The 23,081-nt window shown below is 71.1% G+C and carries 19 protein-coding genes; 13 read left to right on the forward strand and 6 right to left on the reverse strand.

Annotation, left to right across the window (positions count from 1 at the left end):
• Positions 1-90: 90 nt before the first annotated feature.
• Together E6R62_RS12790 and eccE are read right to left on the reverse strand one after the other, a co-directional pair.
• The gene (locus E6R62_RS12790) at positions 91-789 is read right to left on the reverse strand and encodes a hypothetical protein (protein WP_136213485.1); all 699 of its coding nucleotides are present in this window, start codon (positions 787-789) and stop codon (positions 91-93) included.
• Positions 786-2,060 carry a type VII secretion protein EccE gene (gene eccE / locus E6R62_RS12795; protein WP_136213486.1) on the reverse strand — a complete coding sequence of 425 codons (1,275 nt, stop codon included), beginning with the start codon at positions 2,058-2,060 and terminating at the stop codon, positions 786-788. The genes E6R62_RS12790 and eccE overlap by 4 nt, the downstream gene beginning before the upstream one ends.
• A 253-nt stretch (positions 2,061-2,313) precedes the next feature.
• On the opposite strand from eccE, the gene eccB reads away from it, so the two are divergent.
• The 4 genes from eccB to E6R62_RS12815 all read left to right on the forward strand — a co-directional run bounded on the left by eccB (position 2,314) and on the right by E6R62_RS12815 (position 6,033).
• Positions 2,314-3,891, forward strand: a complete 1,578-nt coding sequence (gene eccB, locus E6R62_RS12800; protein ID WP_136213487.1) for a type VII secretion protein EccB — start codon at positions 2,314-2,316, stop codon at positions 3,889-3,891.
• 11 nt (positions 3,892-3,902) lie between these two features.
• The gene (mycP, locus tag E6R62_RS12805) at positions 3,903-5,150 is read left to right on the forward strand and encodes a type VII secretion-associated serine protease mycosin (RefSeq protein WP_136213488.1); all 1,248 of its coding nucleotides are present in this window, start codon (positions 3,903-3,905) and stop codon (positions 5,148-5,150) included.
• Positions 5,151-5,364: 214 nt separating this feature from the next.
• On the forward strand, positions 5,365-5,685 hold the full coding sequence (locus E6R62_RS12810; RefSeq protein WP_136213489.1) for a hypothetical protein: 321 nt from the start codon (positions 5,365-5,367) through the stop codon (positions 5,683-5,685).
• Between the two features lie 45 nt (positions 5,686-5,730).
• Positions 5,731-6,033, forward strand: a complete 303-nt coding sequence (locus tag E6R62_RS12815) for a WXG100 family type VII secretion target (RefSeq protein ID WP_240801636.1) — start codon at positions 5,731-5,733, stop codon at positions 6,031-6,033.
• Positions 6,034-6,116: 83 nt separating this feature from the next.
• Here the strand turns inward: E6R62_RS12815 and E6R62_RS12820 are convergent, their stop codons facing one another.
• Together E6R62_RS12820 and eccCa are read right to left on the reverse strand one after the other, a co-directional pair.
• On the reverse strand, positions 6,117-6,350 hold the full coding sequence (locus E6R62_RS12820) for a DUF397 domain-containing protein (protein WP_136213490.1): 234 nt from the start codon (positions 6,348-6,350) through the stop codon (positions 6,117-6,119).
• Between the two features lie 89 nt (positions 6,351-6,439).
• Positions 6,440-10,414 (reverse strand): type VII secretion protein EccCa, encoded by a 3,975-nt coding sequence (eccCa, locus tag E6R62_RS12825; protein WP_136213491.1) that lies wholly within the window; start codon positions 10,412-10,414, stop codon positions 6,440-6,442.
• Between the two features lie 191 nt (positions 10,415-10,605).
• On the opposite strand from eccCa, the gene eccD reads away from it, so the two are divergent.
• From eccD to E6R62_RS12855, 6 genes are all read left to right on the forward strand, one after another.
• Positions 10,606-12,117 carry a type VII secretion integral membrane protein EccD gene (gene eccD / locus E6R62_RS12830; RefSeq protein WP_136213492.1) on the forward strand — a complete coding sequence of 504 codons (1,512 nt, stop codon included), beginning with the start codon at positions 10,606-10,608 and terminating at the stop codon, positions 12,115-12,117.
• A 173-nt stretch (positions 12,118-12,290) separates the two neighbouring features.
• A complete protein-coding gene (gene rpsO / locus E6R62_RS12835; protein WP_136213493.1) occupies positions 12,291-12,578 on the forward strand; it encodes a 30S ribosomal protein S15 in 288 nt (95 codons plus the stop codon).
• A gap of 282 nt (positions 12,579-12,860) precedes the next feature.
• Entirely contained in the window at positions 12,861-15,080 is a 2,220-nt protein-coding gene (locus E6R62_RS12840) for a polyribonucleotide nucleotidyltransferase (RefSeq protein WP_136213523.1), read from the forward strand.
• Positions 15,077-16,456 (forward strand): pitrilysin family protein, encoded by a 1,380-nt coding sequence (locus E6R62_RS12845; protein WP_136213494.1) that lies wholly within the window; start codon positions 15,077-15,079, stop codon positions 16,454-16,456. The genes E6R62_RS12840 and E6R62_RS12845 overlap by 4 nt, the downstream gene beginning before the upstream one ends.
• Before the next feature lie 50 nt (positions 16,457-16,506).
• Positions 16,507-17,259 carry a 4-hydroxy-tetrahydrodipicolinate reductase gene (gene dapB / locus E6R62_RS12850; RefSeq protein WP_136213495.1) on the forward strand — a complete coding sequence of 251 codons (753 nt, stop codon included), beginning with the start codon at positions 16,507-16,509 and terminating at the stop codon, positions 17,257-17,259.
• A gap of 19 nt (positions 17,260-17,278) precedes the next feature.
• On the forward strand, positions 17,279-17,731 hold the full coding sequence (locus E6R62_RS12855) for a hypothetical protein (RefSeq protein ID WP_136213496.1): 453 nt from the start codon (positions 17,279-17,281) through the stop codon (positions 17,729-17,731).
• Between the two features lie 58 nt (positions 17,732-17,789).
• Here the strand turns inward: E6R62_RS12855 and E6R62_RS12860 are convergent, their stop codons facing one another.
• Both E6R62_RS12860 and E6R62_RS12865 read right to left on the reverse strand, forming a co-directional pair.
• Positions 17,790-18,347 (reverse strand): PH domain-containing protein, encoded by a 558-nt coding sequence (locus E6R62_RS12860; RefSeq protein WP_136213497.1) that lies wholly within the window; start codon positions 18,345-18,347, stop codon positions 17,790-17,792.
• Between the two features lie 48 nt (positions 18,348-18,395).
• Complete coding sequence (locus tag E6R62_RS12865; protein ID WP_136213498.1) at positions 18,396-18,635, reverse strand: hypothetical protein; 240 nt, start codon at positions 18,633-18,635, stop codon at positions 18,396-18,398.
• Positions 18,636-18,864: 229 nt separating this feature from the next.
• Here E6R62_RS12865 and thyX point away from each other — a divergent pair, with 229 nt between their 5' ends.
• From thyX to E6R62_RS12880, 3 genes are all read left to right on the forward strand, one after another.
• Positions 18,865-19,605, forward strand: coding sequence for an FAD-dependent thymidylate synthase (thyX, locus tag E6R62_RS12870; RefSeq protein WP_136213499.1), 741 nt, complete (start codon positions 18,865-18,867; stop codon positions 19,603-19,605).
• A 241-nt stretch (positions 19,606-19,846) separates the two neighbouring features.
• Positions 19,847-20,746 (forward strand): 4-hydroxy-tetrahydrodipicolinate synthase, encoded by a 900-nt coding sequence (gene dapA, locus E6R62_RS12875; protein ID WP_136213500.1) that lies wholly within the window; start codon positions 19,847-19,849, stop codon positions 20,744-20,746.
• Between the two features lie 145 nt (positions 20,747-20,891).
• Positions 20,892-22,577 carry a ribonuclease J gene (locus E6R62_RS12880; RefSeq protein WP_136213501.1) on the forward strand — a complete coding sequence of 562 codons (1,686 nt, stop codon included), beginning with the start codon at positions 20,892-20,894 and terminating at the stop codon, positions 22,575-22,577.
• Positions 22,578-23,081: the final 504 nt, after the last annotated feature.

Below are 23,081 nucleotides of genomic sequence, written 5' to 3' on the forward strand. Positions count from 1 at the left end.
TCGCGCGCCGCCGCCCCGTTCGCCCCCGTACCCCGGCTCACACCACCGCGGCGCCGCCCCGACGCGTCAGCCGGTTGGTCGGTCGGTCGGTCAGTCGATCCGTCGCGCCGGGCCCAACAGGCCCGTCTCGGTGTCGGTGCCCTGCGTCATGACGAACTTCCGGTCGCGCGGGGTGCACCACAGCGTGACCCCGTCCCCCAGCGTCGGCAGCGATTCGACCGCCGCCCGCGGCAGGTGCATCAGGCGGCCGACCTGCTCGGCCTCGTCGGGGGACACCCGCTGCACCCCCACCAGGGACGCGTTGCGCATCAGCCGGGGCGCCGCCGGGCTCAGGTACGGCAGCAGGGTCAGCACCGACTGCCACGGCCCCGCCACCACCCGCCCGCGCGGCGGCCGCATGCCGCAGTCCCGCACCACCAGCACCGGGCTGCCCGCCGAGGCGCCCTGCGGGGGCACCCGCCCGACGTCGTGCAGCGTGACGCACTGCTGACCGCCGCCCGCGGCCTGGGCCAGCCCGGACCACACCTGCCCCCGCCCCGTCTCCACCGCGACCCGCGCCCCGGTGGCCGCCGCGCGCAGCGCCAGCACCTGCGCCGTCCACAGGCCGCCGACCAGCGTCACCTCGTACGGCGTGGGTCGGTTGACGCCCAGCACCGCCGGGCGGCCCTCGGCGTCCACTCCGATGACGACCCCGTCGTCGGCGACGGGCAGGGCCAGCGCGTCCAGGTCGGCCGCCGGGACCACATGTCGTTCACGGCGCGGCCCGATCAGCCCGAAACCGCCCCTCATCGCGTTCCTCCCAGCGGCAGCGAGGCCAGCAGGCCCGGTACCTGTTCGCGGTCGAGGCGGACGAGCCCCGTCTTCACGCCCCGAGCCGTCCGCTCCAGTTCACGGCGGGCGGCGACCAGTTCCTCGTCGCTGCGCCCGGTCACCCGTACGTGCCCGGTCAGCGTCACGCCCTGACGCTCGGCCGGGGCCATCGTCAGGCTGAAGTTCGTCGCGAGCGCGGGCAGCGAGGTCAGCAGCGCCACGAACTGCGGCAGCGCCGCGCCCGCGCCGCCCAACTGCGGCCAGCGGCCGATCCAGTACGTGGTGTGCCTGCGGTCGTCGCAGCGCCACGTCCGCGCCGTCTCCTCCGTGCGACGCCCGGTGCCCGCGGCCCGGCCGGCCTGGGTGATCGCCCGGGGGTTCGCGCACGAGGAGGTCGCCAGCGCGCTCGTCAGCTCCTGCTCGGTGAGCACCACGGCCCGGAAGCCCGCGCCGGTCAGCCGGCTCGCCAGCTGGTCCGCGATCCGCACCAGACACCGCTGGGCGCCGCCCAGTCCGCCACCGCGCGCCGTGACCGCCTCGGGGCACAGCTCCGGGTCCAACTTGAGCGCGATCCACGTCAGTCGCACCGCCGGGGTGCCCGTACTGGCCTGGAGCGGCGCGTAGTTGCGGGTGGCCATGGCCTGGGGCGGCAGGTGCGGGGCCGGAGCCGGCTGGGTGTGCTGGACCAACTGGGCCGACTCCAACCGGATCCCGTCCACTTCGAGGACGTCCCGTACGAGGCCCAGGGGCAGCGGACGCGCCCCCCGGTCCGGTCGCAGGGCGGTGGCGTCCATGTCGACCTGGACGACCGCCGTCAGGAACGTGCCGTCGCCGACCATCCCGACCGGCCGCCGGTCACGGTCGCCGAACGTCAGGGTCCGCAGGGCCGGTTCGGCTTCGACGAGCGGGGCCAGGCCGGGCTCGACACCGGCCGGCGCGGGGCGTCCGGCGGCCCGGCGGCGTCGGGCGCGCAGGGCGAGCGCGCCCGCGATCCACTCGGGAAGGGAGCGCTGGTGGCGGCGTACGACCGCGAGCGGCACCAGGACCAGGGCCAGCGCTCCCGCGGGCACCATCAGCAGCGGTTCCACGACCCAGGCCACCAGCAGGGCGGCGGCCGCGATCTGCAGGAGCACCAACTGTTGCAGTCGAAACGGCCCGAACCGGCCCGGGCTCGACCGCGGATGCGGTGTGACCCCGGCGCGTGCCGGTGTGGTCGAGGTCGTCCGTGGCTCCGTCGCGGTGGCCGTCACTCGCGCACCTCCCCATCCCCGGGGGCGGGCCCCGTACGCTCCTGCGCGGCGGTCGCCGCCGCGCCCCGAAGTCCTGTGCGTTCCGCCCCGACGAGCCCCTGACCGCCCAGGTCCGCGGCCCGCTTGGTGGCCGACTGAGCCTACCCGCCCCGTGCGTACCGTCCGTCAGGAGGCATAGTAGGTCCCCGGTCCGATCATCGAGGCCCGGGGACCGGTGTCCGCTACCGGGCCGTGCGGCGAGAATCAGGCGGTCATGGCATCACGACGTGATGAGCTCAACGCGTACACCTTCGCGAAGCGGCGCACGGTGGCGGCGTTCCTCCAGCCCTCGGCCACCGGAACCGAGGAAGGCGCGCCCCGCCCGTTGCGCGCCGTGCTCCCCGGTCTGGTGGTCGGTGCGCTCGTGGTCGCGGGTTTCGGCGCCTGGGGCATGTTCAAACCGCAGGCCCCCAAGGGCTGGGACGAGCCCGGCACCCAGGTCATCGTCGGCAAGCAGTCGACGACCCGGTACGTGGTCCTGACGACCAAGGTCAACGGCAAGGCCCAGACCCGGCTGCACCCCGTCCTCAACCTCGCCTCCGCCCGACTGCTGCTGGACCCGGCGAAGTTCAAGGTCGTGCAGATCGACGACAAGATCCTGGACGCGGGCAAGCCGCCCCGCGGCCCGATCATCGGCATCCCCTACGCCCCCGACCGGCTGCCCGCCCCCGCCGACGCCGGCAAGGCCAAGCGCTGGGTCGTCTGCCAACAGCCCGGCGGCAACGGCAAGGGCGTGCAGACCGCCGCCTTCGTCCTCGCCGACCGTGAGGCGAAACTGATGGACGACGGCCGCAAGACCGCCGACGGGCAGTTGCTGTACGTGCAGAACACCGGTGGCGCCAAGGAGCGTTACCTCATCGACGCGGCCGGCACGAAATACCGGTTCCCCGAGGGCACCGCCGACGCCGGAACCCTCACCACGGCCCTGGTCGGCACCGGCGCCACCCCCCAGCCGGTCACCGAGCAGTGGCTGGCCACCCTCACCCCCGGCGACGACCTGGCCTTCCCCCAACTGCCCGGCAAGGCCGGGGAGAAGGCGAACGTCCAGGGCCTGGGAACCGCCGACAACAAGGTCGGCATGGTGCTGACCGCCCAAACGGGCTCCGGCACACAGCACTACGTCGTCCTGCCCGACCGGGTCGCGCCCGTCTCGGAGTTCGTGGCCTGGCTGCTGATCTCGGCGCCCGCGACCGACACCCTCAACATGCACGGCAAGGCCCGCGAGGTGGACCTACAGTCCCTCAACCCGGACGCCACCCCGTTCAAGAACGACGCCAAGTGGCCCCAGCGCAAGGGTTCGCAGGTCAACCGGGTCACCGCCGCCCCCGGCTCCGCGCAGGGCGCCGCCCTGCGCGACACGGTCTGCGCGGTGCTGCGCTCCGTCGACGGACAGGGCAACCCGACGCTCAGCACCTGGGCCGGTACCGGCTTCCCCGTCGACATCGCCGCCAGCGGCACCGGCGCGTACGTCACCCCCGGCTCGGGGCTGCTCTACACCCAGGTCCAGGGCCGCCAGACCACAGCCGGCGGTTCGATGTTCCTGGTCACCGACACCGGCCTGCGCTACGCGGTGCAGGCCAACGGCGACAGCGACGCCGAACAGTCCAAGATCGGGGCGGGCGGCCCGAAGGAGCAGGGCGCCGGCGACGGTCGGCCCGAGGCGAGCCAAGCGCAGATCCGGCTCGGCTACGGCGCGGTCACCCCCGCCATGGTGCCCATCGCCTGGTCGGAGTTCCTCTCCAAGGGACCGCGGCTGGACACCAACTCCGCCCGTCAGCCGCAGGGCTCGTGAGGACGCCGCCGATGCCCCAGCGACCGTCCGGGCGCCGCCGCGCGGCCACCCGGGGCCTGCTCCTGAGCGCCGCCCTCGCCCTCGTCGCGGCCTGCGGTACGGCGGCCACCACCGCCCCGGCGGCGCCGCCGGCCCCGTACGCCCTCTCCCTCGCCGGCGCGGGCGAGTGCACCTTCCCGATGAAGCAGCAGATCGCCGACCGCCCCTGGGCCCTGCAACGGGTGCTCCTGGACGCCCTGTGGGCCCGCACCCGGGGCAAGGGCGTCCGCGTCGCCGTCATCGACACCGGCGTGGACCGGGCCAACCCGCAGCTCGGCAGCGCCCTCGACATCGGCGCGGGCAAGGACTTCGTCGACCCCAAGGGCGGTGACGGCACCAACGACACGGTGGGCCACGGCAGCAAGGTCGCCGGACTCATCGCCGCCCGGCCGCAGGAGGGCACCGGCTTCGTCGGTCTCGCGCCGGAGGCCACCGTCATCCCGATCCGGCAGAACGACGGGCAGGGCAACGGCAACGCCGCGACCCTGGCCCAGGCCATCGACCACGCGGTGGCCAAGGGCGCCCAGGTCGTCAACATCTCCCAGGACACCGACGTCCCGCTGACCGCGGACTCCGAGCTGGCCAAGGCCGTCCAGCGGGCCCTCGACGCGAAGGTGGTGGTCGTCGCCTCGGCCGGCAACGACGGCCTCACCGGGCAGAAGCGCAAGACCTACCCGGCGGCCTTCCCCGGCGTCCTCGCCGTCGCGGCCTCCGACCGCAACAACGAACGGGCCGCCTTCTCCCAGCCCGGCGACTTCATCGGCGTCGCCGCCCCCGGCGTCGACATGGTCTCCACCGTCCCCGGCTTCGGCCAGTGCGTCGACAACGGTACGAGCTTCTCCGCGCCCTACGTCGCCGGAGTCGCCGCCCTGCTGCGCGCCGCGCACCCGGACTGGAGCGCGCAGCAGATCGTCTGGCAGATCGAGAACACCGCCGAACGCTCCGTGAACGGCCACGACGACTACGTCGGCTGGGGCGTCGTCGACCCGGTACGGGCCCTCACCCAGGACCGCGAACCCCCCAAGGCGCCCGCCCCGGACCCGGGCCCGCCGCCGGCGGCCGCCCCGCAGGCGGCGGCGCTGCACCTCACCGAGACGGTGCAGGAGCGGGACGAGCGGTTCGGTACGTACGCCCTGGGAACCGCCGTCGTCCTCATCGCCGTCATCGCGGGCACGGCGACCGTCGTGCGCGACGCCCGCGGGCGTCGACGCCGGCCCTGACGGCGGTCCGGTCCATCACCGCAGCGCCATACCGGTGTTGGGACGGTCCGGTGGACTGGCTAGAGTGACGGCAGGCTTCACGACTGTGATCGGGGGATGGCGTGAAGCGGAGGGGGATTTCCCGGAGCGTGTGGCTTGATTCCGCGCCCGGTACGCCTGCTCCGCCGCGCAATCCGCCGGTTCTGCCGGCGAATTGAGAAGTGAGGAGCTTCGGATGACGAGCAATTTCGGACTTGCGGACGATCCGGTCGTCAAGGCGGCCAACAGGATCTCCGAGACGGCCGAGGCCGTGTCGCGGCAGTCCCGTGAACTGGCCGACATCATCGCCACGGTGAGCGCGGGCTGGACCGGCGTGGGCGCCGGCGGCTTCATCAAGGCCCAGGAGGACATCAACCTGGACCACGACCAGATCCGCCGACTGCTCGGCGTCCTGCACCACGCGGTGTCGGAGACCAAGAACCTGACCAACGCCCAGGACGAGGACGTGCGGGCGGCCTTCGCCGCCGCCAACAAGTCCGGACTCAACAACATCTGATCCCGGCCCCGTTGCCCACAACGCCCCCGCGCGAAGGAGAAGACCGTGTCCGACGGCCACACCAAGGTCAGGTACGAGAGCGTCCAGCAGATGGCGGACCGCATCCGAGTGGTCTCGCAGAACATCCTCAAGGACCTGGACGAGATGGACACCGCCGTCAAGGTGGTCACCGACACCTGGGACGGTGAGGCGCACCGCGAGTACGTCGCCCTCCAGAAGAAGTACAAGGCCGCCGCCGACCACATGCACAAGCAGCTGGAGACCGTCGCCCAGCTCATCGAGCGCGGCAAGGGCGACTACCACGCCACGGACATCAAGGCCTCGCGCCTGTTCACCGAGGCCTACTGAGCCCGCCGGTCCACGACGAAGGGGCGCGCCCGCACCGGGCGCGCCCCTTCGCGCGTTCTCGGGCCGTCCCGGCCGGAGCCGGGTCAGCGCAGGTCGAACTCGCCGTCGCGGGCGCCGAGCACGAAGGCCTCCCACTCGGCCGCCGTGTACCGCAGGACGGTGTCCCGGTCCAGCGAGGACCGCATGGCCACCGCCCCGTCGGGCAGCTTCGCGATCTCCACGCGCTCCTCGTCGGGACTGGTCCCGGGCGGGCCCTCCCACTCGACGCCGCTGATGTCGAGCGCGTACAGCTCGTCCTTCTCCTGCTGGGACCCCATGGCGCGGCCTTCCCTTCGTGCGACTGCGGTGCAGCGTTCTGGCCCGATTATCGGTGCCCGGGCGACGTCACGGGGAGCGTTCGCGCTTCTCACGCCCCCGAAACCGGCAGCCGCCCGATCTGGACCAGCGACGTACCGCGCCGGCGCGAGACGAAGTGGGCCCGGCCCGGCGGCAGCGGACGCGGCCTGACGTTGCCCAGCAGGTCGCCCTCGGACGGGTCACCGGACAGCACCACGCCCTGCGCGCCCAGCTCCTTGATCCGCTGCATGAACGGCTCGTACAGCGCGCGCGAGGCACCGGCGGAGTTCCGCGCGATGATGAAGCGCACCCCCGTGTCCCGGGCGAAGGGCAGGAACTCCACGAGCTGCGTCAGCGGATTGCCCTGACTGCCGGCGACGAGGTCGTAGTCGTCGATGATGATGAAGACGTCCGGACCCGTCCACCAGCTGCGGTCCCGCAATTGCTGCGGGGTGACGTCGTCCGGCGGCTGCCTGCGGGAGAACACCCCGCCCAGCGCCTCCATGTGCGTCTGCAGCGAGTTCGCCATCGGCGCGTACTCCAGCAGGTGCTCCTCCGGCAGCGCCCCGAGCAGGCCGCGCCGGTAGTCGCCGACGACGAGCTTGGCCTCGTCCGGGCCGTACCGCTCGGCGATGCGCTGCGCGATGAGCCGCAGCAGGTTGGTCTTGCCCGACTCGCTCTCGCCGAAGACCAGGAAGAACGGGTCCGTCTCGAAGTCGACGAACACCGGCTCCAGGTCCGTCTCGCCGACACCGATCGAGATGCCGTGTCGGGGGAACTCGCCGCCCTTGGGCAACTGGTCCGCGTGCAGGAGTCGAGGCAACAGCCGCACCCCCGGAGCGGAGGGCCCCGCCCAGTTCGCCTTGACCGAGGCCACGAAGGCGGCCGTGCCCTCCGAGAGGTCCTCCGCGCTGTGCGAACCGTCGATGCGCGGCAGGGCGCCCAGGAAGTGCAGCTTCTCCGGCACCTGGCCGCGGCCCGGCATGCCCGTCGGCACGTTCGCGGCCACCCTGCGGTCGAACTCGGAGTCCATGACGTCACCGAGTCGCAGCTCCAGCCGGCTCAGGATCTGGTCCTTGAGCGCGGCCCGGACCTCCATGTACCGCGCCGCGGTGACCACCACGTGGATGCCGTATCCCAGACCCCGGGACGCGATGTCCGTGACGACCTGCTCCAGGCCCTCGTACTCGCCCCGGAAACCGCCCCAGCCGTCGATCACGAGGAACACGTCGCCCCACGCCTCGCCGGGCAGCTCGCCGGCCGCCCGCCGACGCCGATAGGTGCCGATCGAGTCGATGCCGTTAGCCCGGAAGAACTCCTCCCGCCGGTTCAGTACGCCCGCCACCTCCGCGACCGTGCGCCGCACCCGCTCCGGGTCCAGGCGGGAGGCGATCCCGCCCACGTGCGGCAGGTCGGCGACCGACGAAAGGGAACCGCCGCCGAAGTCCAACCCGTAGAACTGCACCTCGCGCGGGGTGTGCGTCAGCGCGAACGAGGAGATCAGCGTCCGCATCAGCGTCGACTTGCCCGACTGCGGGCCGCCGACCACCATCATGTGGCCCGCCGCCCCCGAGAAGTCCCGGTACAGCACCTCCCGCCGCTGCTCGAACGGCTTGTCGATGAGACCGAGCGGGACGACGAGCCCACCGGGCCGCGTGTAGCCCTCCGCGTGCAGCCCCCGCGCCTCGCTCGGCGCCAGCGCCGGCAGCAGCTGGTCCAGCGGCGGCGCCTGGTCGAGCGGTGGCAGCCACACCTGGTGCGCCGGCACCCCCTGCCCCTCCAGCCGGCCCACGATCACGTCCAGCACAGTGTCGGCGAGCGCGTCGTCCCCCCGCGTCTCCTGCGCCGCGAGGTACGCCGGGTCCGGGGCCGCGTACACCACCGGCACCGGAGCCGCGGTGAACAGCGCGGGGCGCCGCTCCACCGGGAACGGCCCCACCGACAGGTTGGGGCCGCCCGAACGGTAGGTGCCCGAGACGTACGCCGCCTTGAAGCGGGTCATCTCGTCCGTGCCGAACTTCAAGTACCCCGAACCCGGCACCGAGGGCAGGTGGTACGCGTCCGGCACGCCGATCGCCGTCCGCGACTCCGCCGCCGAGAAGGTCCGCAGACCGATCCGGTACGACAGGTACGTGTCCAGGCCGCGCAGCTTGCCCTCCTCCAGACGCTGCGAGGCGAGCAACAGGTGCACACCCAGCGAGCGGCCGATCCGGCCGATCTGGATGAACATGTCGATGAAGTCGGGCTTGGCGGTGAGCAGTTCGGAGAACTCGTCGATGACCAGGACCAGCGAGGCGAGCGGCTCCAGCGGGGCACCCGCCGCGCGCGCCTTCTCGTAGTCGTGGATGTTCGCGTAGTTGCCCGCCGACCGCAGCAGCTCTTGGCGGCGCTGCAACTCGCCGCGGATGGAGTCGCCCATCCGGTCCACGAGGGTCAGGTCGTCCGCCAGGTTCGTGATCACGGCCGCCACGTGCGGGAGCTGCCCCATGCCCGTGAACGTCGCACCGCCCTTGAAGTCCGCGAGGACGAAGTTCAGCGTCTCCGAGGTGTGCGTGACCGCCAGGCCCAGCACCAGCGTGCGCAGCAGCTCCGACTTGCCCGAACCCGTCGCGCCCACGCACAGGCCGTGCGGGCCCATGCCCTCCTGCGCGGCCTCCTTCAGGTCCAACATGACCGGCGTGCCGTCCTCGCCGACACCGATCGGCACGCGCAGCCGCTCACCGGCCGACCGCGGCCGCCAGGTGCGGGACACGTCCACCTGGGCCGCGTCGCCCAGGTTCAGCAGGTCCGTGAAGTCCAGGTTCGCCAGCAGCGGCTCGTCGTCGTCACCGCCACCGGTGCGCAACGGCGCCAGCTGCCGAGCCAGAGCCTCCGCCGCCGGCAGTGACAACGTGTCCGGGACCCCCTCGTACGCGACGCCCGAACCCGACTCCAGCCGCAGCCGGCCCGGCCGCACCACGACCGAGAGCCCGCCGCGCGGCTCGTCGAGCTCGCCCGCAACCACCTCGACGATGGTCACGCCCTGTAGCCCCTCGACCGCCGCGAACGCCGAGTCCGGCGGCACCAGACCGCCGCGCTGCGAGTTGGCGTCGAGCACGACCACCAGGTGCGGCTGGTCCAACACCGGCGAGACGTCCCGACTGAACCGGGGCCGCCCCTCCAGCCGGGAGCCCAACAGCCCCTCCAGCTCGGCCAGGTCGTCCCCGAACAGCCGCTTCGTGCCCGCCCCGTCGACCTGCCCCCGAAGCTGCGTGTGCGGAAGCCACTTCGTCCAGTCCCAGGACGGCACCGCGCCCGGCGCCGCCACCACCGCGACCATCAGGTCCTCGGGGGAGTGCAGCGTCGCCAGCTGCGCCACCAGCGCCCGCGCCGTACCGCGCGCCGACTCGGCCTCCCCGGACACCGTCACGTGGTAGAACGCCCGGATCGACACCGCCACCGGCAGCCCGTCCAGCGAGGAGTGCACCTTCAGGAAGCGCTGCATCGCCCCGGCCGTCAAGGGCTCCAGCTCGTCCACGGGCGCCGTGTCCGGGGCCACCAGCGGCGTCGCCAGCCGCTGGGAACCCAGGCCCAACCGGGCCTGCCCGAAGTCCTCGTCGCCGACCCGCCGCTCCCACAGCCGCGAACCCTCCGCCACCACCGACCACAACTGGTCCGGCGCGGGGTGCAGGTACAACTGCGCGTCACGCTGCGCCCGCGCGGTCCTGCGCACCTGACGACGCGTCTGCGCCAGGTACTTGAGGTAGTCCCGGCGCACATCCGCCATCTGCCCCTGGGTGCCGCGCCGGTGGCGCACCAGCTGGGCGATCACCATGCCCACCGTGGACACCAGCATCAGCACGCCCATGATGCGCATGAAGGGCGCCGCGCCCGGCATGAAGAAGAAGACGACCGACGAGCCCATGCCCAACATCGGCAGGAGCTGCATCAACATGCCCTCCTGCTGGCCCCGCGGAAGTTCCGGCGGAGCCTCCAGGCGCAGCTCGTCCGCCGGCACCTCCGGCGGCAGCGACCTGGGCGGGCGTTTCACGACGATCTGGCTCACCGGAGCATCAATCCCTCGAAAACGGATGGACGTCACAACCGGCGCCCTCAACTCCCGGGCCTGGCCGGGGGTGGTGATCCTACTTGCCTACAGTCCGTCATAAGCCCGGTAGGGTGGCCGCGCGACATGCGCTCGAAGCGATCCGGCACCGCCACACGCGAGGCCGGAACGGCAACCAGGGGGTCAGACAGGTGAGTACGGCCGAGGCGACCGGCTTCTGCAGGGTCACCGTCGTGGCACCGGACAGTCGCATCGACGTCGCCCTCCCCGAGGACATCGCCGTCGCGGACGTCTACCCGGAACTCCTGCGGCTCACCGGCCAGACGCAGCCCGTCGGCGCCCCCACCGGCTTCCACCTCGTGCGCCGCTCCGGCGCCGTCCTCGACGGCGCCCGCACCCTCGCCGCCCAACAGGTGCTCGACGGCGAGGTGCTCAGCCTGCGCCCCTTCGCGGAGTCCCTGCCGCCGGCGGTCTTCGACGACGTCTCCGACGCCGTCGCGTCCGCTGTCGTGCGCGACCGGCACCGCTGGAGCGACGACATGCTGCGCGGCGCGGGCCTTGCCGGCGCCGCCGTCCTGCTCGTCCTGTTCGGCTTCGTCCTCTGGTACGCCGATCCCGTCCGCCACGACACCCACGGCCTGCCCGGGATCATCGCCGCCGCGGTCGGCGTCCTGCTCACCGCCGCGGCCGGCGTACGCGCCCGGGTCTACCGCGACGGCGCCTCGGCCGTCGCGGTCGGTCTCGCCGCCCTCCCGCACCTGCTGATCGCGGGCTCCGGCATCATCGCCCCCGTCGCCGGCCACGGACCGGGCCGCCTGCAGTTCCTGCTCGGCTGCGTCTGCGCGCTCGTGGCCTCCGTCGCCCTGGTCGCCCTCACCCCGCACGGCGACGCCCCCTTCGTCGCGGCCACCTTCCTCGCCGCCACCGGCACGCTCGCCACGTTCGCGGCCATCGCCACCGAGGCGTCCGCCACCGCCACCGCCGCCGTCTGCGCGCCCGTCGCGATCGGCCTCGTCGCCTTCCTGCCCGGCCTCTCCGCCCGCTTCGCCCGCCTGCCCATCGGCTACGCCGCCCCGCAGAGCTCGACCCGCGACTACGAGACGCCCGACGGCCACGACGCCCCGTACGGCGACCCGACCGACCCGGCCGGAGCCGACCGGCACGACTTCGGCGCCTCCCTCGACGCGGAAGCCATAGCGGTCCAGGCCCGGCGCGGCCACGAGATGCTCCTGGGCCTGACGGGCGGCTGCGCCGCGGTCGTCGTCGCCTCCGCCGCCGTCCTCGGCTTCTCCGACAACACCTGGGGCCGACTGCTGGCCCTGGCCACCGGACTCGCGATGCTGCTGCGCGCCCGCCTCTTCCGCTACACCTCCCAGGTGGTGTGCGCCCTGGTCGCCGGGTTCTCCGCCGTCGCCCTGCTGGTCCTGGGCCTGGCCCTGCACCCGCCGGCCGACCTGGTCCGGGAGCTCGTCAGGTACCACGACCGCGGCGGCCTCGACCTGCGCACGATCTGGCTCTCCGCCGCCGTCGCCGCCGGCGCCGCCCTCCTCGCCGGAATCGCGCTTGTCATCCCCCGCAAGGGTCTGTCACCCTTCTGGGGACGGCTGCTCGACCTCACCGAGGCGGCGGTACTGCTCAGCCTGGTCCCGCTGACCCTGGCCGTGCTCGACGTCTACTCCCGGGCCCGCGCCCTCACCAGCTGAGACGGGCGGAGTCCGGCAGCCTGGTACGCTGTGTGACGGCCGTTTGTGTACGCGCCCCCGGAGCATCTCTGGAGGCTGCGCTCAGCGGACCCCGCCTCCCGAGTTACGGAAGATCCCCAGAGAATTCGACCTGGGGCACTCGGTGGCTACGAAGACCTAAACGAGGAGTACGCGTGCCGCTCGACGCCGCTACGAAGAAGCAGATCATCGCAGAGTTTGGTGCCAAGGAGGGCGACACCGGCTCCCCCGAGGTCCAGGTCGCCATGCTCTCGAAGCGCATCTCGGACCTGACCGAGCACCTCAAGACCCACAAGCACGACCACCACTCCCGTCGTGGTCTGCTGATCCTGGTCGGCCAGCGTCGCCGCCTGCTGCAGTACCTGGCCAAGAAGGACATCCAGCGCTTCCGTACGCTGGTCGAGCGCCTCGGCATCCGCCGCGGTGCGGCCGGCGCCAAGTAAAGACGCTGTAAGGGAGCGGTTCCCACACCGATGGGGCCGCTCCCTTTGCTGTACGTGCGAGACGTACCGGACGCTTTGTAGTCTGGTCGCAGGTGCACAACTGAAGAGGAGGAGCGCCCTCCCTACGCCGCCGGTCCTCGGTAGTGGCATCCGGAAAGCCCCGGAAGGCTACGAACCGGGTGCTTCGATCGAAGACCGGCCCGCACGCCAGGAGCGCTTCTCCGCAACCGTCCACCACCACACGGGTGGCGGACGGAGACGACGAAAATGGAGAAAACGCTAGTGGAGAACGAGACCCACTACGCCGAGGCCGTCATTGACAACGGTTCCTTCGGCACCCGCACCATCCGCTTCGAGACGGGCCGTCTGGCCCGCCAGGCCGCCGGCTCCGCCGTTGCCTACCTGGACGACGACACGATGGTGCTTTCCGCGACCACCGCGTCGAAGAAGCCCAAGGACCAGCTCGACTTCTTCCCCCTCACGGTGGACGTCGAGGAGCGGCAGTACGCCGCCGGCAAGATCCCCGGCTCCTTCTTCCGCCGCGAGGGTCGCCCCTCCGAGGACGCGATCCTCACCTGCCGCCTGATCGACCGCCCGCTGCGCCCGTCCTTCAAGAAGGGCCTGCGCAACGAGATCCAGGTCGTCGCCACGATCATGGCGCTCAACCCCGACCACCTGTACGACGTCGTGGCGATCAACGCCGCCTCCGCGTCCACCCAGCTGGCCGGTCTGCCGTTCTCCGGCCCGATCGGCGGCGTCCGCGTCGCGCTGATCCGCGGCCAGTGGGTGGCGTTCCCGACGCACACCGAGCTCGAGGACGCCGTCTTCGACATGGTCGTCGCGGGCCGCGTCCTGGAGGACGGCGACGTCGCGATCATGATGGTCGAGGCCGAGGCCACCGAGAAGACCATCGCCCTCGTCAAGGGCGGCGCCGAGGCGCCGACCGAAGAGGTCGTCGCCGCCGGTCTGGACGCCGCGAAGCCCTTCATCAAGGTCCTGTGCAAGGCCCAGGCCGACCTCGCCGCCAAGGCCGCCAAGCCCGAGGGCGAGTTCCCGGTCTTCCTGGACTACCAGGACGACGTGTACGAGGCCCTCGCGGCCGCCGTCAAGGGCGACCTCGCCCAGGCGCTGACCATCGCGGGCAAGCAGGACCGCGAGGCCGAGCTCGACCGCGTCAAGGACATCGCCGCCGAGAAGCTCCTCCCGGCCTTCGAGGGCCGCGAGAAGGAGATCTCCGCCGCCTACCGCAGCCTGACCAAGGCCCTGGTGCGCGAGCGCGTCATCAAGGACAAGGTCCGCATCGACGGCCGCGGGATCACGGACATCCGTACCCTCGCCGCCGAGGTCGAGGCCATCCCGCGCGTGCACGGCTCGGCGCTGTTCGAGCGTGGCGAGACCCAGATCCTGGGCGTCACCACCCTCAACATGCTCCGCATGGAGCAGCAGCTGGACACCCTCTCCCCGGTGACCCGCAAGCGCTACATGCACAACTACAACTTCCCGCCGTACTCCGTCGGCGAGACCGGCCGCGTGGGTTCCCCCAAGCGCCGCGAGATCGGCCACGGCGCGCTCGCCGAGCGCGCGATCGTGCCGGTCCTGCCGACGCGCGAGGAGTTCCCCTACGCGATCCGCCAGGTGTCCGAGGCCCTCGGCTCCAACGGTTCGACGTCCATGGGCTCGGTCTGCGCCTCCACCATGTCGCTGCTGAACGCCGGTGTGCCGCTCAAGGCCCCCGTCGCCGGCATCGCCATGGGTCTGATCTCCCAGGAGATCGACGGCAAGACCCACTACGTCGCCCTCACCGACATCCTCGGTGCGGAGGACGCGTTCGGCGACATGGACTTCAAGGTCGCCGGCACCAAGGAGTTCGTCACCGCGCTCCAGCTGGACACCAAGCTCGACGGCATCCCGGCCTCGGTCCTGGCCGCCGCCCTCAAGCAGGCCCGCGACGCCCGCCTCCACATCCTCGACGTGATGATGGAAGCGATCGACACGCCGGACGAGATGTCCCCCAACGCCCCGCGGATCATCACCGTCAAGATCCCCGTGGACAAGATCGGCGAGGTCATCGGCCCCAAGGGCAAGATGATCAACCAGATCCAGGAGGACACCGGCGCCGAGATCACGATCGAGGACGACGGCACCATCTACATCGGTGCCGCCGACGGCCCGGCCGCCGAGGCCGCCCGCACCACGATCAACCAGATCGCCAACCCGACCATGCCGGAGGTCGGCGAGCGCTACCTGGGTACGGTCGTCAAGACCACCACCTTCGGTGCCTTCGTCTCCCTGATGCCCGGCAAGGACGGCCTGCTGCACATCTCGCAGATCCGCAAGCTCGCCGGTGGCAAGCGCGTGGAGAACGTCGAGGACGTGCTCGCGGTCGGCACCAAGGTCCAGGTCGAGATCGCCGAGATCGACTCCCGCGGCAAGCTCTCCCTCGTCCCCGTGGTCGAGGGCGAAGACGCCGCGGACGCCGAGAAGGACGATTCCGACAAGTGACGTCGCGTAGTCCCCGTGTGACGGCCCGCCCCTCTTCCGAGGGGCGGGCCGTCGCCCGTACCCAAACCCTCCTCACGGGGCAGAACGGCATCGGCACCGTCCGCCGCACCGTCCTGCCCGGCGGCCTGCGCATCGTCACCGAGACCCTGCCGTCCGTCCGGTCGGCCACCTTCGGCATCTGGGCGAACGTCGGCTCACGCGACGAGACGCCGACGCTGAACGGCGCCACGCACTACCTGGAGCACCTCCTCTTCAAGGGCACCGACAAGCGCAGTGCCCTCGACATCTCCTCCGCGATCGACGCGGTCGGCGGCGAGATGAACGCCTTCACGGCGAAGGAGTACACCTGCTATTACGCACGGGTGCTCGACACCGACCTGCCGCTGGCCATCGACGTGGTCTGCGACATGCTCACCGGCTCGCTGATCCGCGAGGAGGACGTCGACGCCGAGCGCGGCGTCATCCTCGAAGAGATCGCGATGACCGAGGACGACCCCGGCGACTGCGTCCACGACCTGTTCGCCCGGACCATGTACGGCGACACGCCCCTCGGCCGGCCCGTCCTCGGCACCGTGGACACGATCAACGCCCTGGGCGCCGAGCGGATCCGCCGCTTCTACAAGAAGCACTACGACCCGACCCGCCTGGTCGTGGCCGCCGCCGGCAACGTCGACCACAACAAGGTCGTACGCCAGGTCCGCGCGGCCTTCGAGAAGGCCGGGGCGCTCACCCGCGCCGACGCCGAGCCCGTCGGCCCGCGCGGCGGCACCAAGCGCATCCGCACCGCCGGCCGTGTCGACCTGGTCAACCGCAAGACCGAGCAGGCCCACGTGGTCCTCGGCATGCCCGGCCTGGCCCGCGCCGACGAGCGCCGCTGGGCGCTCGGCGTGCTGAACACCGCCCTCGGCGGCGGCATGTCCTCGCGGCTCTTCCAGGAGGTCCGTGAGAAGCGCGGCCTGGCCTACAGCGTGTACTCGTACACCTCCGGCTTCGCCGACACCGGCCTCTTCGGCGTCTACGCGGGCTGCCGTCCCAACCAGGTCCACGACGTCCTGCGCATCTGCCGGGACGAACTCGACAAGGTCGCCTCGGACGGGCTCACGGACGACGAGATCAGGCGGGCCGTCGGCCAGCTCTCGGGCTCCACCGTCCTGGGCCTGGAGGACACCGGCGCGATCATGAACCGCATCGGCAAGAGCGAGCTGTGCTGGGGCGACCAGATGTCGGTCGACGACATGCTTGCCCGCATCGCCGCCGTGACCCCGGACGAGGTCCGCGCGGTCGCCCGCGACGTACTGGCCCAGCGGCCGTCCCTCGCGGTGATCGGGCCGCTCAAGGAGAAGCAGGCCGCCCGCCTCGACGAAGCGGTCGCCTAGTCCCGTGGGCACGTACGCACGTGCCCACGTACGCACCTAAGGAAGCGAACATGAGCAAGCTGCGCGTGGCGGTCCTCGGCGCCCAGGGCCGCATCGGCTCCGAGGCGGCGAAGGCCGTCGAGGCCGCCGACGACATGGAGCTGGTCGCCGCCCTCGGCCGCGGCGACAAGCCGGAGACGCTGGTCGACGCCGGCGCCCAGGTCGCCGTCGAGCTGACCACCCCGGACTCGGTGATGGGGAACCTGGAGTTCCTCGTCGGCCACGGCATCCACGCGGTGGTCGGCACCACCGGCTGGACCGAGGACCGCCTCGCCCGGCTGGACACCTGGCTGGCCGGCTCCCCGGAGACCGGGGTGCTCATCGCCCCGAACTTCTCCATCGGCGCCGTCCTCACCATGAAGTTCGCCGCCCAGGCCGCCCGCTACTTCGAGTCCGTCGAGGTCGTCGAGCTGCACCACCCGAACAAGGTCGACGCCCCCTCGGGGACCGCGACCCGTACGGCGCAGCTCATCGCGGCCGCCCGCGCCGAGGCCGGGCTCGGCGCCCAGCCCGACGCGACCGCCACCGCCCTCGACGGGGCCCGGGGCGCCGACGTCGACGGAGTGCCGGTGCACGCCATCCGCCTGCGCGGCCTGCTGGCCCACCAGGAGGTGCTCCTCGGCGGCGAGGGCGAGACGCTGACCATCCGTCACGACTCCCTGCACCACCGCAGCTTCATGCCGGGCATCCTGCTCGGCGCGCGCCGCGTGACGCAGACCCCGGGCCTCACCTTCGGCCTGGAACACTTCCTCGACCTCGGCTGATGAGCAGGCAGTAGTACCCATGCGCGCGAAGATCACGTACTTCCTCACGGCCGCCGTCCTGGTCGTCTACTTCGTCCTGGTCGGCAGCCGGGGCCTGATGCTGATCGGGCAGGGCACCTTGCTGACCGTCACCTTCGGGGTGGCGGTCCTGGTCCTGCCCGTCATCGGGATCTGGTTCCTCTGGATGAACACCCGCTTCGTCACCAAGGCCAACCGGCTCGCCGCCGAGCTGGAGGCCGAGGGCGCCCTGCCCGTCGACGAGCTGGAGCGCGACCAGTACGGCCGGATCCTGCGGGACTCCGCCGACGAGGTCTTCGCGCGCCGCAAGGCCGAGACCGAGGACGCGCCGGGCGACTGGCGCAGTTGGTTCCGCCTCGCCGTCGCCTACCACGACGCCCGAGACACGCCGCGGGCCCGCAAGGCCATGCAGCGGGCGATCGCCCTGCACGACGGGAAGCCCGTACAGGCCTGAAAGGCGCCTGCACGGGTTTCGGTCGCGACCGACCTAGGCCGGCACGGCCCGGGCCGCCCTAGACGGGCACGGCCCGGTACTCGTCGGCCCAGGCCCCGACCACGTCGGCGGCCCGCTCGAAGGCCTCGCCACGCGACAGGAAGTCGGCGTCGTGGTCGGTGAGTAGGACCGGGAGCGCCGTGCCGTCGCCCTGCGCCGAGACGGTCAGGGCCTGACCCTGTACGGTCCGCGGCAGTCCGAGCCAACGCACCGGCTGTCGGACCGTCGTGATCCCGTCGACCGCGCTCCACGGGATCGAGCGCGTGCGGAAGAACGCCACGTGGCGCAGTCCCGTACGGCTCACCCAGACGCCGGTGTACAGCAGCCGCAGCGTCCCGCCCAGCACCGTCAGCGCGGCGGCCAGGCACACGACGGCGCCGCCCCACGCCCCCGCGAAGGCGATGATCATCGTGGCGAGGAGCATGAAGGCGGTCAGCAGGAGCAGCAGCGCCGCGATCGCCACCCGGCAGGGGCCGGGTCGGTAGGGACGGCGCCATCGGTCGTGGTCGTCGTGGGGGAGGGCTTCGTCTTCGTGCTCGTCGGCTACGCCGTCGGCCGTCAAGAAGGGCAGGGGCACGGCTGGACCTCACTCACATGCACGTTCGGTTGGGCTGTGTCCGTGAGGCTACCGCCCCTCGGAGGCCTGCGACTGCTGTGACTTCGCGGGCGCCTCGTGCGGCTGCAGCGCCGGCATGCCGAAGAGCAGCGAGCCGACGAGCCCGGCCACCACGGTCAGTCCGACCAGCGTACGGGCGGCGAGCTGAGTCTTGCTCAGACTCTCGCGCGGCGGCGGAGTGACGTTACTGCGAAAACGCTCGGCCTCGGCGACGAAGGTGAACGGGACGGGTTCGCGCCGGAGGAACATGAAGGCGACTCTCCTTGTGTTCGGGGCCCGGGGGCCGATGGGTGGTCCTTCTCCCAGTAGGACGCGCGAACACCCCGAGAGGTGCCGGATTTCGGACATCTCCGCGGTTCGTCCGGCGGGCCGTCGACCGTTCGCGCGCGACCCGTCGCCCTCCGGGCCCGGGAGGGGAGCGCCGCCCGGCGCCGTAGAGTGGGCGCGCCCCAGGTGCGACACGTTTGGAAGGACCCCAGTGAGCGATACCGCCGCTTCAGACCTGAAACCCAGCTTCCGCAGTGATGTGACGGTGGAGCTGGTGAAGCACTCCGCCGCCGACTCCGACGTCCTGTGGGCCGCCCGTGTCTCCACGGCCGGCGAGCAGTCGCTGGAGGAGTTGCAGAAGGACCCGGAGCGCTCCAAGGGCCTGATCAACTACCTGATGCGCGACCGCCACGGCAGTCCCTTCGAGCACAACTCGATGACCTTCTTCATCAGCGCCCCGATCTTCGTGTTCCGCGAGTTCATGCGCCACCGCGTCGGCTGGTCCTACAACGAGGAATCCGGCCGCTACAGGGAGCTCCAGCCGGTCTTCTACGTCCCCGACACCGAGCGCAAGCTCGTCCAGCAAGGGCGCCCCGGCAAGTACGTGTTCGTGGAGGGCACCGAGGCGCAGCAGGAGCTGACCGGCCGCGTGATGGAGGACTCGTACCGCCAGGCCTACGAGGCGTACCAGGAGATGCTGGCGGCGGGCGTGGCCCGTGAGGTTGCCCGTTCGGTCCTGCCGGTCGGACTTTTCTCCTCGATGTACGCCACCTGCAACGCGCGCTCGCTCATGCACTTCCTCGGCCTGCGCACCCAGCACGAGCTGGCGACCACCCCGTCCTTCCCGCAGCGGGAGATCGAGATGGTCGGCGAGAAGATGGAGCGGCACTGGGCGGCGCTCATGCCGCTCACCTACGCCGCCTTCAACGCGAACGGCCGCGTCGCCCCGTAAGGCCGGAAACGGTCGGTCGCGCACGGATGTCGGAAGGCAAGTCCCAAGTGTCCGTATTGCGGCGTTTCGGAAAGTTCATCTAGGCTGATCAAACGGACCCGGCACTGCTTGAACCCCCGAGCAGGCAGTGCCGGGCTCCAACAATCCGGCGGTCACACTCCGCAGTCATATGGGGGAGCCACACCTCGTTGACGTCCCCCTAAGGGATGCCCCGGGCGTGGCAGCGAGTAGCGTGTTACCCATGGCTCCGATCTCGACTCCGCAGACCCCCTTCGGGCGGGTCCTCACCGCCATGATCACGCCGTTCACGGCGGATGGCGCACTCGACCTCGACGGCGCGCAGCGGCTCGCCGTCCACTTGGTGGACGCAGGCAACGACGGCCTGATCGTCAACGGCACCACCGGTGAGTCGCCGACCACCACCGACGCGGAGAAAAACGACCTCGTACGAGCCGTACTCGAAGCGGTCGGGGACCGCGCCCACGTGGTCGCCGGCATCGGCACCAACGACACCCGCCACACCCTGGAGCTCGCCCGTCAGGCCGAGCGCACCGGCGCCCACGGCCTGCTCGCGGTCACCCCGTACTACAGCAAGCCGCCGCAGGAAGGCCTCTTCCGGCACTTCACGGCGATCGCCGACGCCACCGGGCTGCCGGTCATGCTCTACGACATCCCGGGCCGCAGCGGTGTGCCGATCGACACCGAAACCCTCGTACGGCTCGCCGAACACCCCCGTATCGTCGCCAACAAGGACGCCAAGGGGGACCTCGGCCGCGCCAGCTGGGCCATCGCGCGGAGCGGCCTGGCCTGGTACTCCGGCGACGACATGCTGAACCTGCCGCTCCTGTCGGTCGGCGCGGTCGGCTTCGTCTCCGTGGTGGGCCACCTGGTCACCCCGGAGCTGCGCACGATGCTCGAAGCCCACCTGGGCGGCGACGTCCAGAAGGCCGCCGAGATCCACCAGAAGCTGCTCCCCGTCTTCACCGGCATGTTCCGCACCCAGGGTGTGATGACCACCAAGGGCGCATTGAACCTCCAGGGACTGCCCGCGGGTCCGCTGCGGCTCCCGCTGGTCGAGCTGACCGCCGAAGAGACGGCGCAGCTCAAGATCGATCTTGCCGCCGGCGGGGTACAGCTCTGACAACAGACTTCACAACTGAACAAGCACGGCCGGCACGACCGACACAACTGAACAAGCAAGATCACAACAGACAAGAGCAAGTGCACGAATGACATGCGCGCCACGTGCCTTCGAGGTACGTGGCGTGCGTGGTGAGGAGAGACTTTTGAGCCATCCGCATCCTGAACTCGGCCCGCCCCCGAAGCTCCCCAAGGGCGGCCTCCGGGTCACCCCCCTGGGCGGTCTCGGTGAGATCGGCCGCAACATGACCGTCTTCGAGTTCGACGGCCGCCTCCTGATCGTCGACTGCGGCGTTCTCTTCCCCGAGGAGGAGCAGCCGGGCATCGACCTGATCCTTCCGGACTTCTCGTCCATCCGGGACCGGCTCGACGACATCGAGGGCATCGTCCTCACGCACGGCCACGAGGACCACATCGGCGCCGTCCCCTACCTCCTCCGGGAGAAGCCGGACATCCCGCTGATCGGCTCCAAACTGACGCTGGCCCTCATCGAGGCGAAGCTCCAGGAGCACCGGATCCGCCCCTACACCCTTGAGGTGAAGGAAGGCGAACGGGAGGCCCTCGGCCCCTTCGACTGCGAGTTCATCGCCGTCAACCACTCCATCCCGGACGCCTTGGCCGTGGCCATCCGGACCCCCGCCGGCCTGGTCGTGGCCACCGGCGACTTCAAGATGGACCAGCTCCCGCTGGACAGCCGCCTCACCGACCTCCACGCGTTCGCGCGGCTGAGCGAGGAAGGCATCGACCTTCTGCTCTCCGACTCGACGAACGCAGAGGTCCCGGGCTTCGTGCCGCCGGAGCGGGAGATCTCCAACGTCCTGCGCACGGTCTTCGCCAACGCCCACAGCCGGATCATCGTGGCGAGTTTCGCCAGCCACGTGCACCGCATCCAGCAGATCCTGGACGCGGCCCACGAGTACGGCCGTCGGGTCGCCTTCGTCGGCCGCTCGATGGTCCGCAACATGGGCATCGCGCGTGATCTCGGCTACCTGCGGGTCCCGGCCGGTCTCGTCGTGGACGTGAAGACCCTCGACGACCTGCCGGCCCACGAGGTCGTCCTGGTCTGCACCGGCTCCCAGGGCGAGCCGATGGCCGCCCTGTCCCGGATGGCCAACCGCGACCACCAGATCCGGATCGTCCCCGGGGACACCGTGATCCTCGCGTCGTCCCTGATCCCGGGCAACGAGAACGCGGTCTACCGCGTGATCAACGGCCTGACCCGGTGGGGCGCCAACGTCGTGCACAAGGGCAACGCCAAGGTGCACGTCTCCGGTCACGCCTCCGCGGGCGAGCTGCTGTACTTCTACAACATCTGCAAGCCGCGGAACCTGATGCCGGTCCACGGCGAATGGCGCCACCTGCGCGCCAACGCCGAGCTGGGCGCCCTCACGGGCGTACCGAAGGACCGGATCGTGATCGCCGAGGACGGTGTGGTCGTCGACCTGATCGACGGCAAGGCCCGCATCTCCGGCAAGGTCCAGGCCGGCTACGTGTACGTCGACGGCCTGTCGGTCGGCGATGTCACGGAGGCGTCGCTCAAGGACCGCCGCATCCTCGGTGACGAGGGCATCATCTCGGTCTACGTCGTGGTGGACAGCACCACCGGCAAGGTCGTGAGCGGCCCGAACATCCAGGCGCGCGGCTCGGGCATCGACGACGGCGCGTTCGGTTCGGTGGCGCTCAAGATCGAGGAAGCCATCGCGCGCGCCGCCGCCGACGGCGTCGCCGAACCGCACCAGATCCAGCAGCTCATCCGTCGCACGATGGGCAAGTGGGTCTCGGACGGCTACCGCCGCCGCCCGATGATCCTCCCGGTCGTCGTCGAGGTCTGACCCTCGTCGTAGCGACCCGAACAGGAGCGGGCTCCCCCCGATTTGCACCGAGGGGGCCCGCTCCAGTACGTTTACGTCTCCACCTCGCACGACCCCCCGACACACTCGTGTGCCCGGACGGTGTCCGCGAGGAGGGTGGGAAACAGACCCGGGGAGACCTGATAAAGTCTGGCCCAGCCCGAAAGGGAAAGGCCCTCCAACGGCCTCAGAATCCAAATCCGATTCCGGAAACGGCGCGGAAATGGTCTGGTAAGGTTGGAATCGCCGGAAAGGGAAACGCGAAAGCGGAGAACTGGAAAGCGAATCCCGCTTCGACCGGGAATCGGACACGAGAGAGTCTGGTAGAGTCGGAAACGCAAGAACAAAACGAAGAACAAAGGAAGCGCCCGGAGGAAAACCCGCGAGGGTGAGTACGAAGGAAGCGTCCGTTCCTTGAGAACTCAACAGCGTGCCAAAAATCAACGCCAGAAGTTGATACCCCGTCCACTTCGGTGGATGAGGTTC

Source organism: Streptomyces sp. A1136 (assembly GCF_004795055.1).
In the GTDB taxonomy this organism is placed as follows: Bacteria; Actinomycetota; Actinomycetes; order Streptomycetales; family Streptomycetaceae; genus Streptomyces.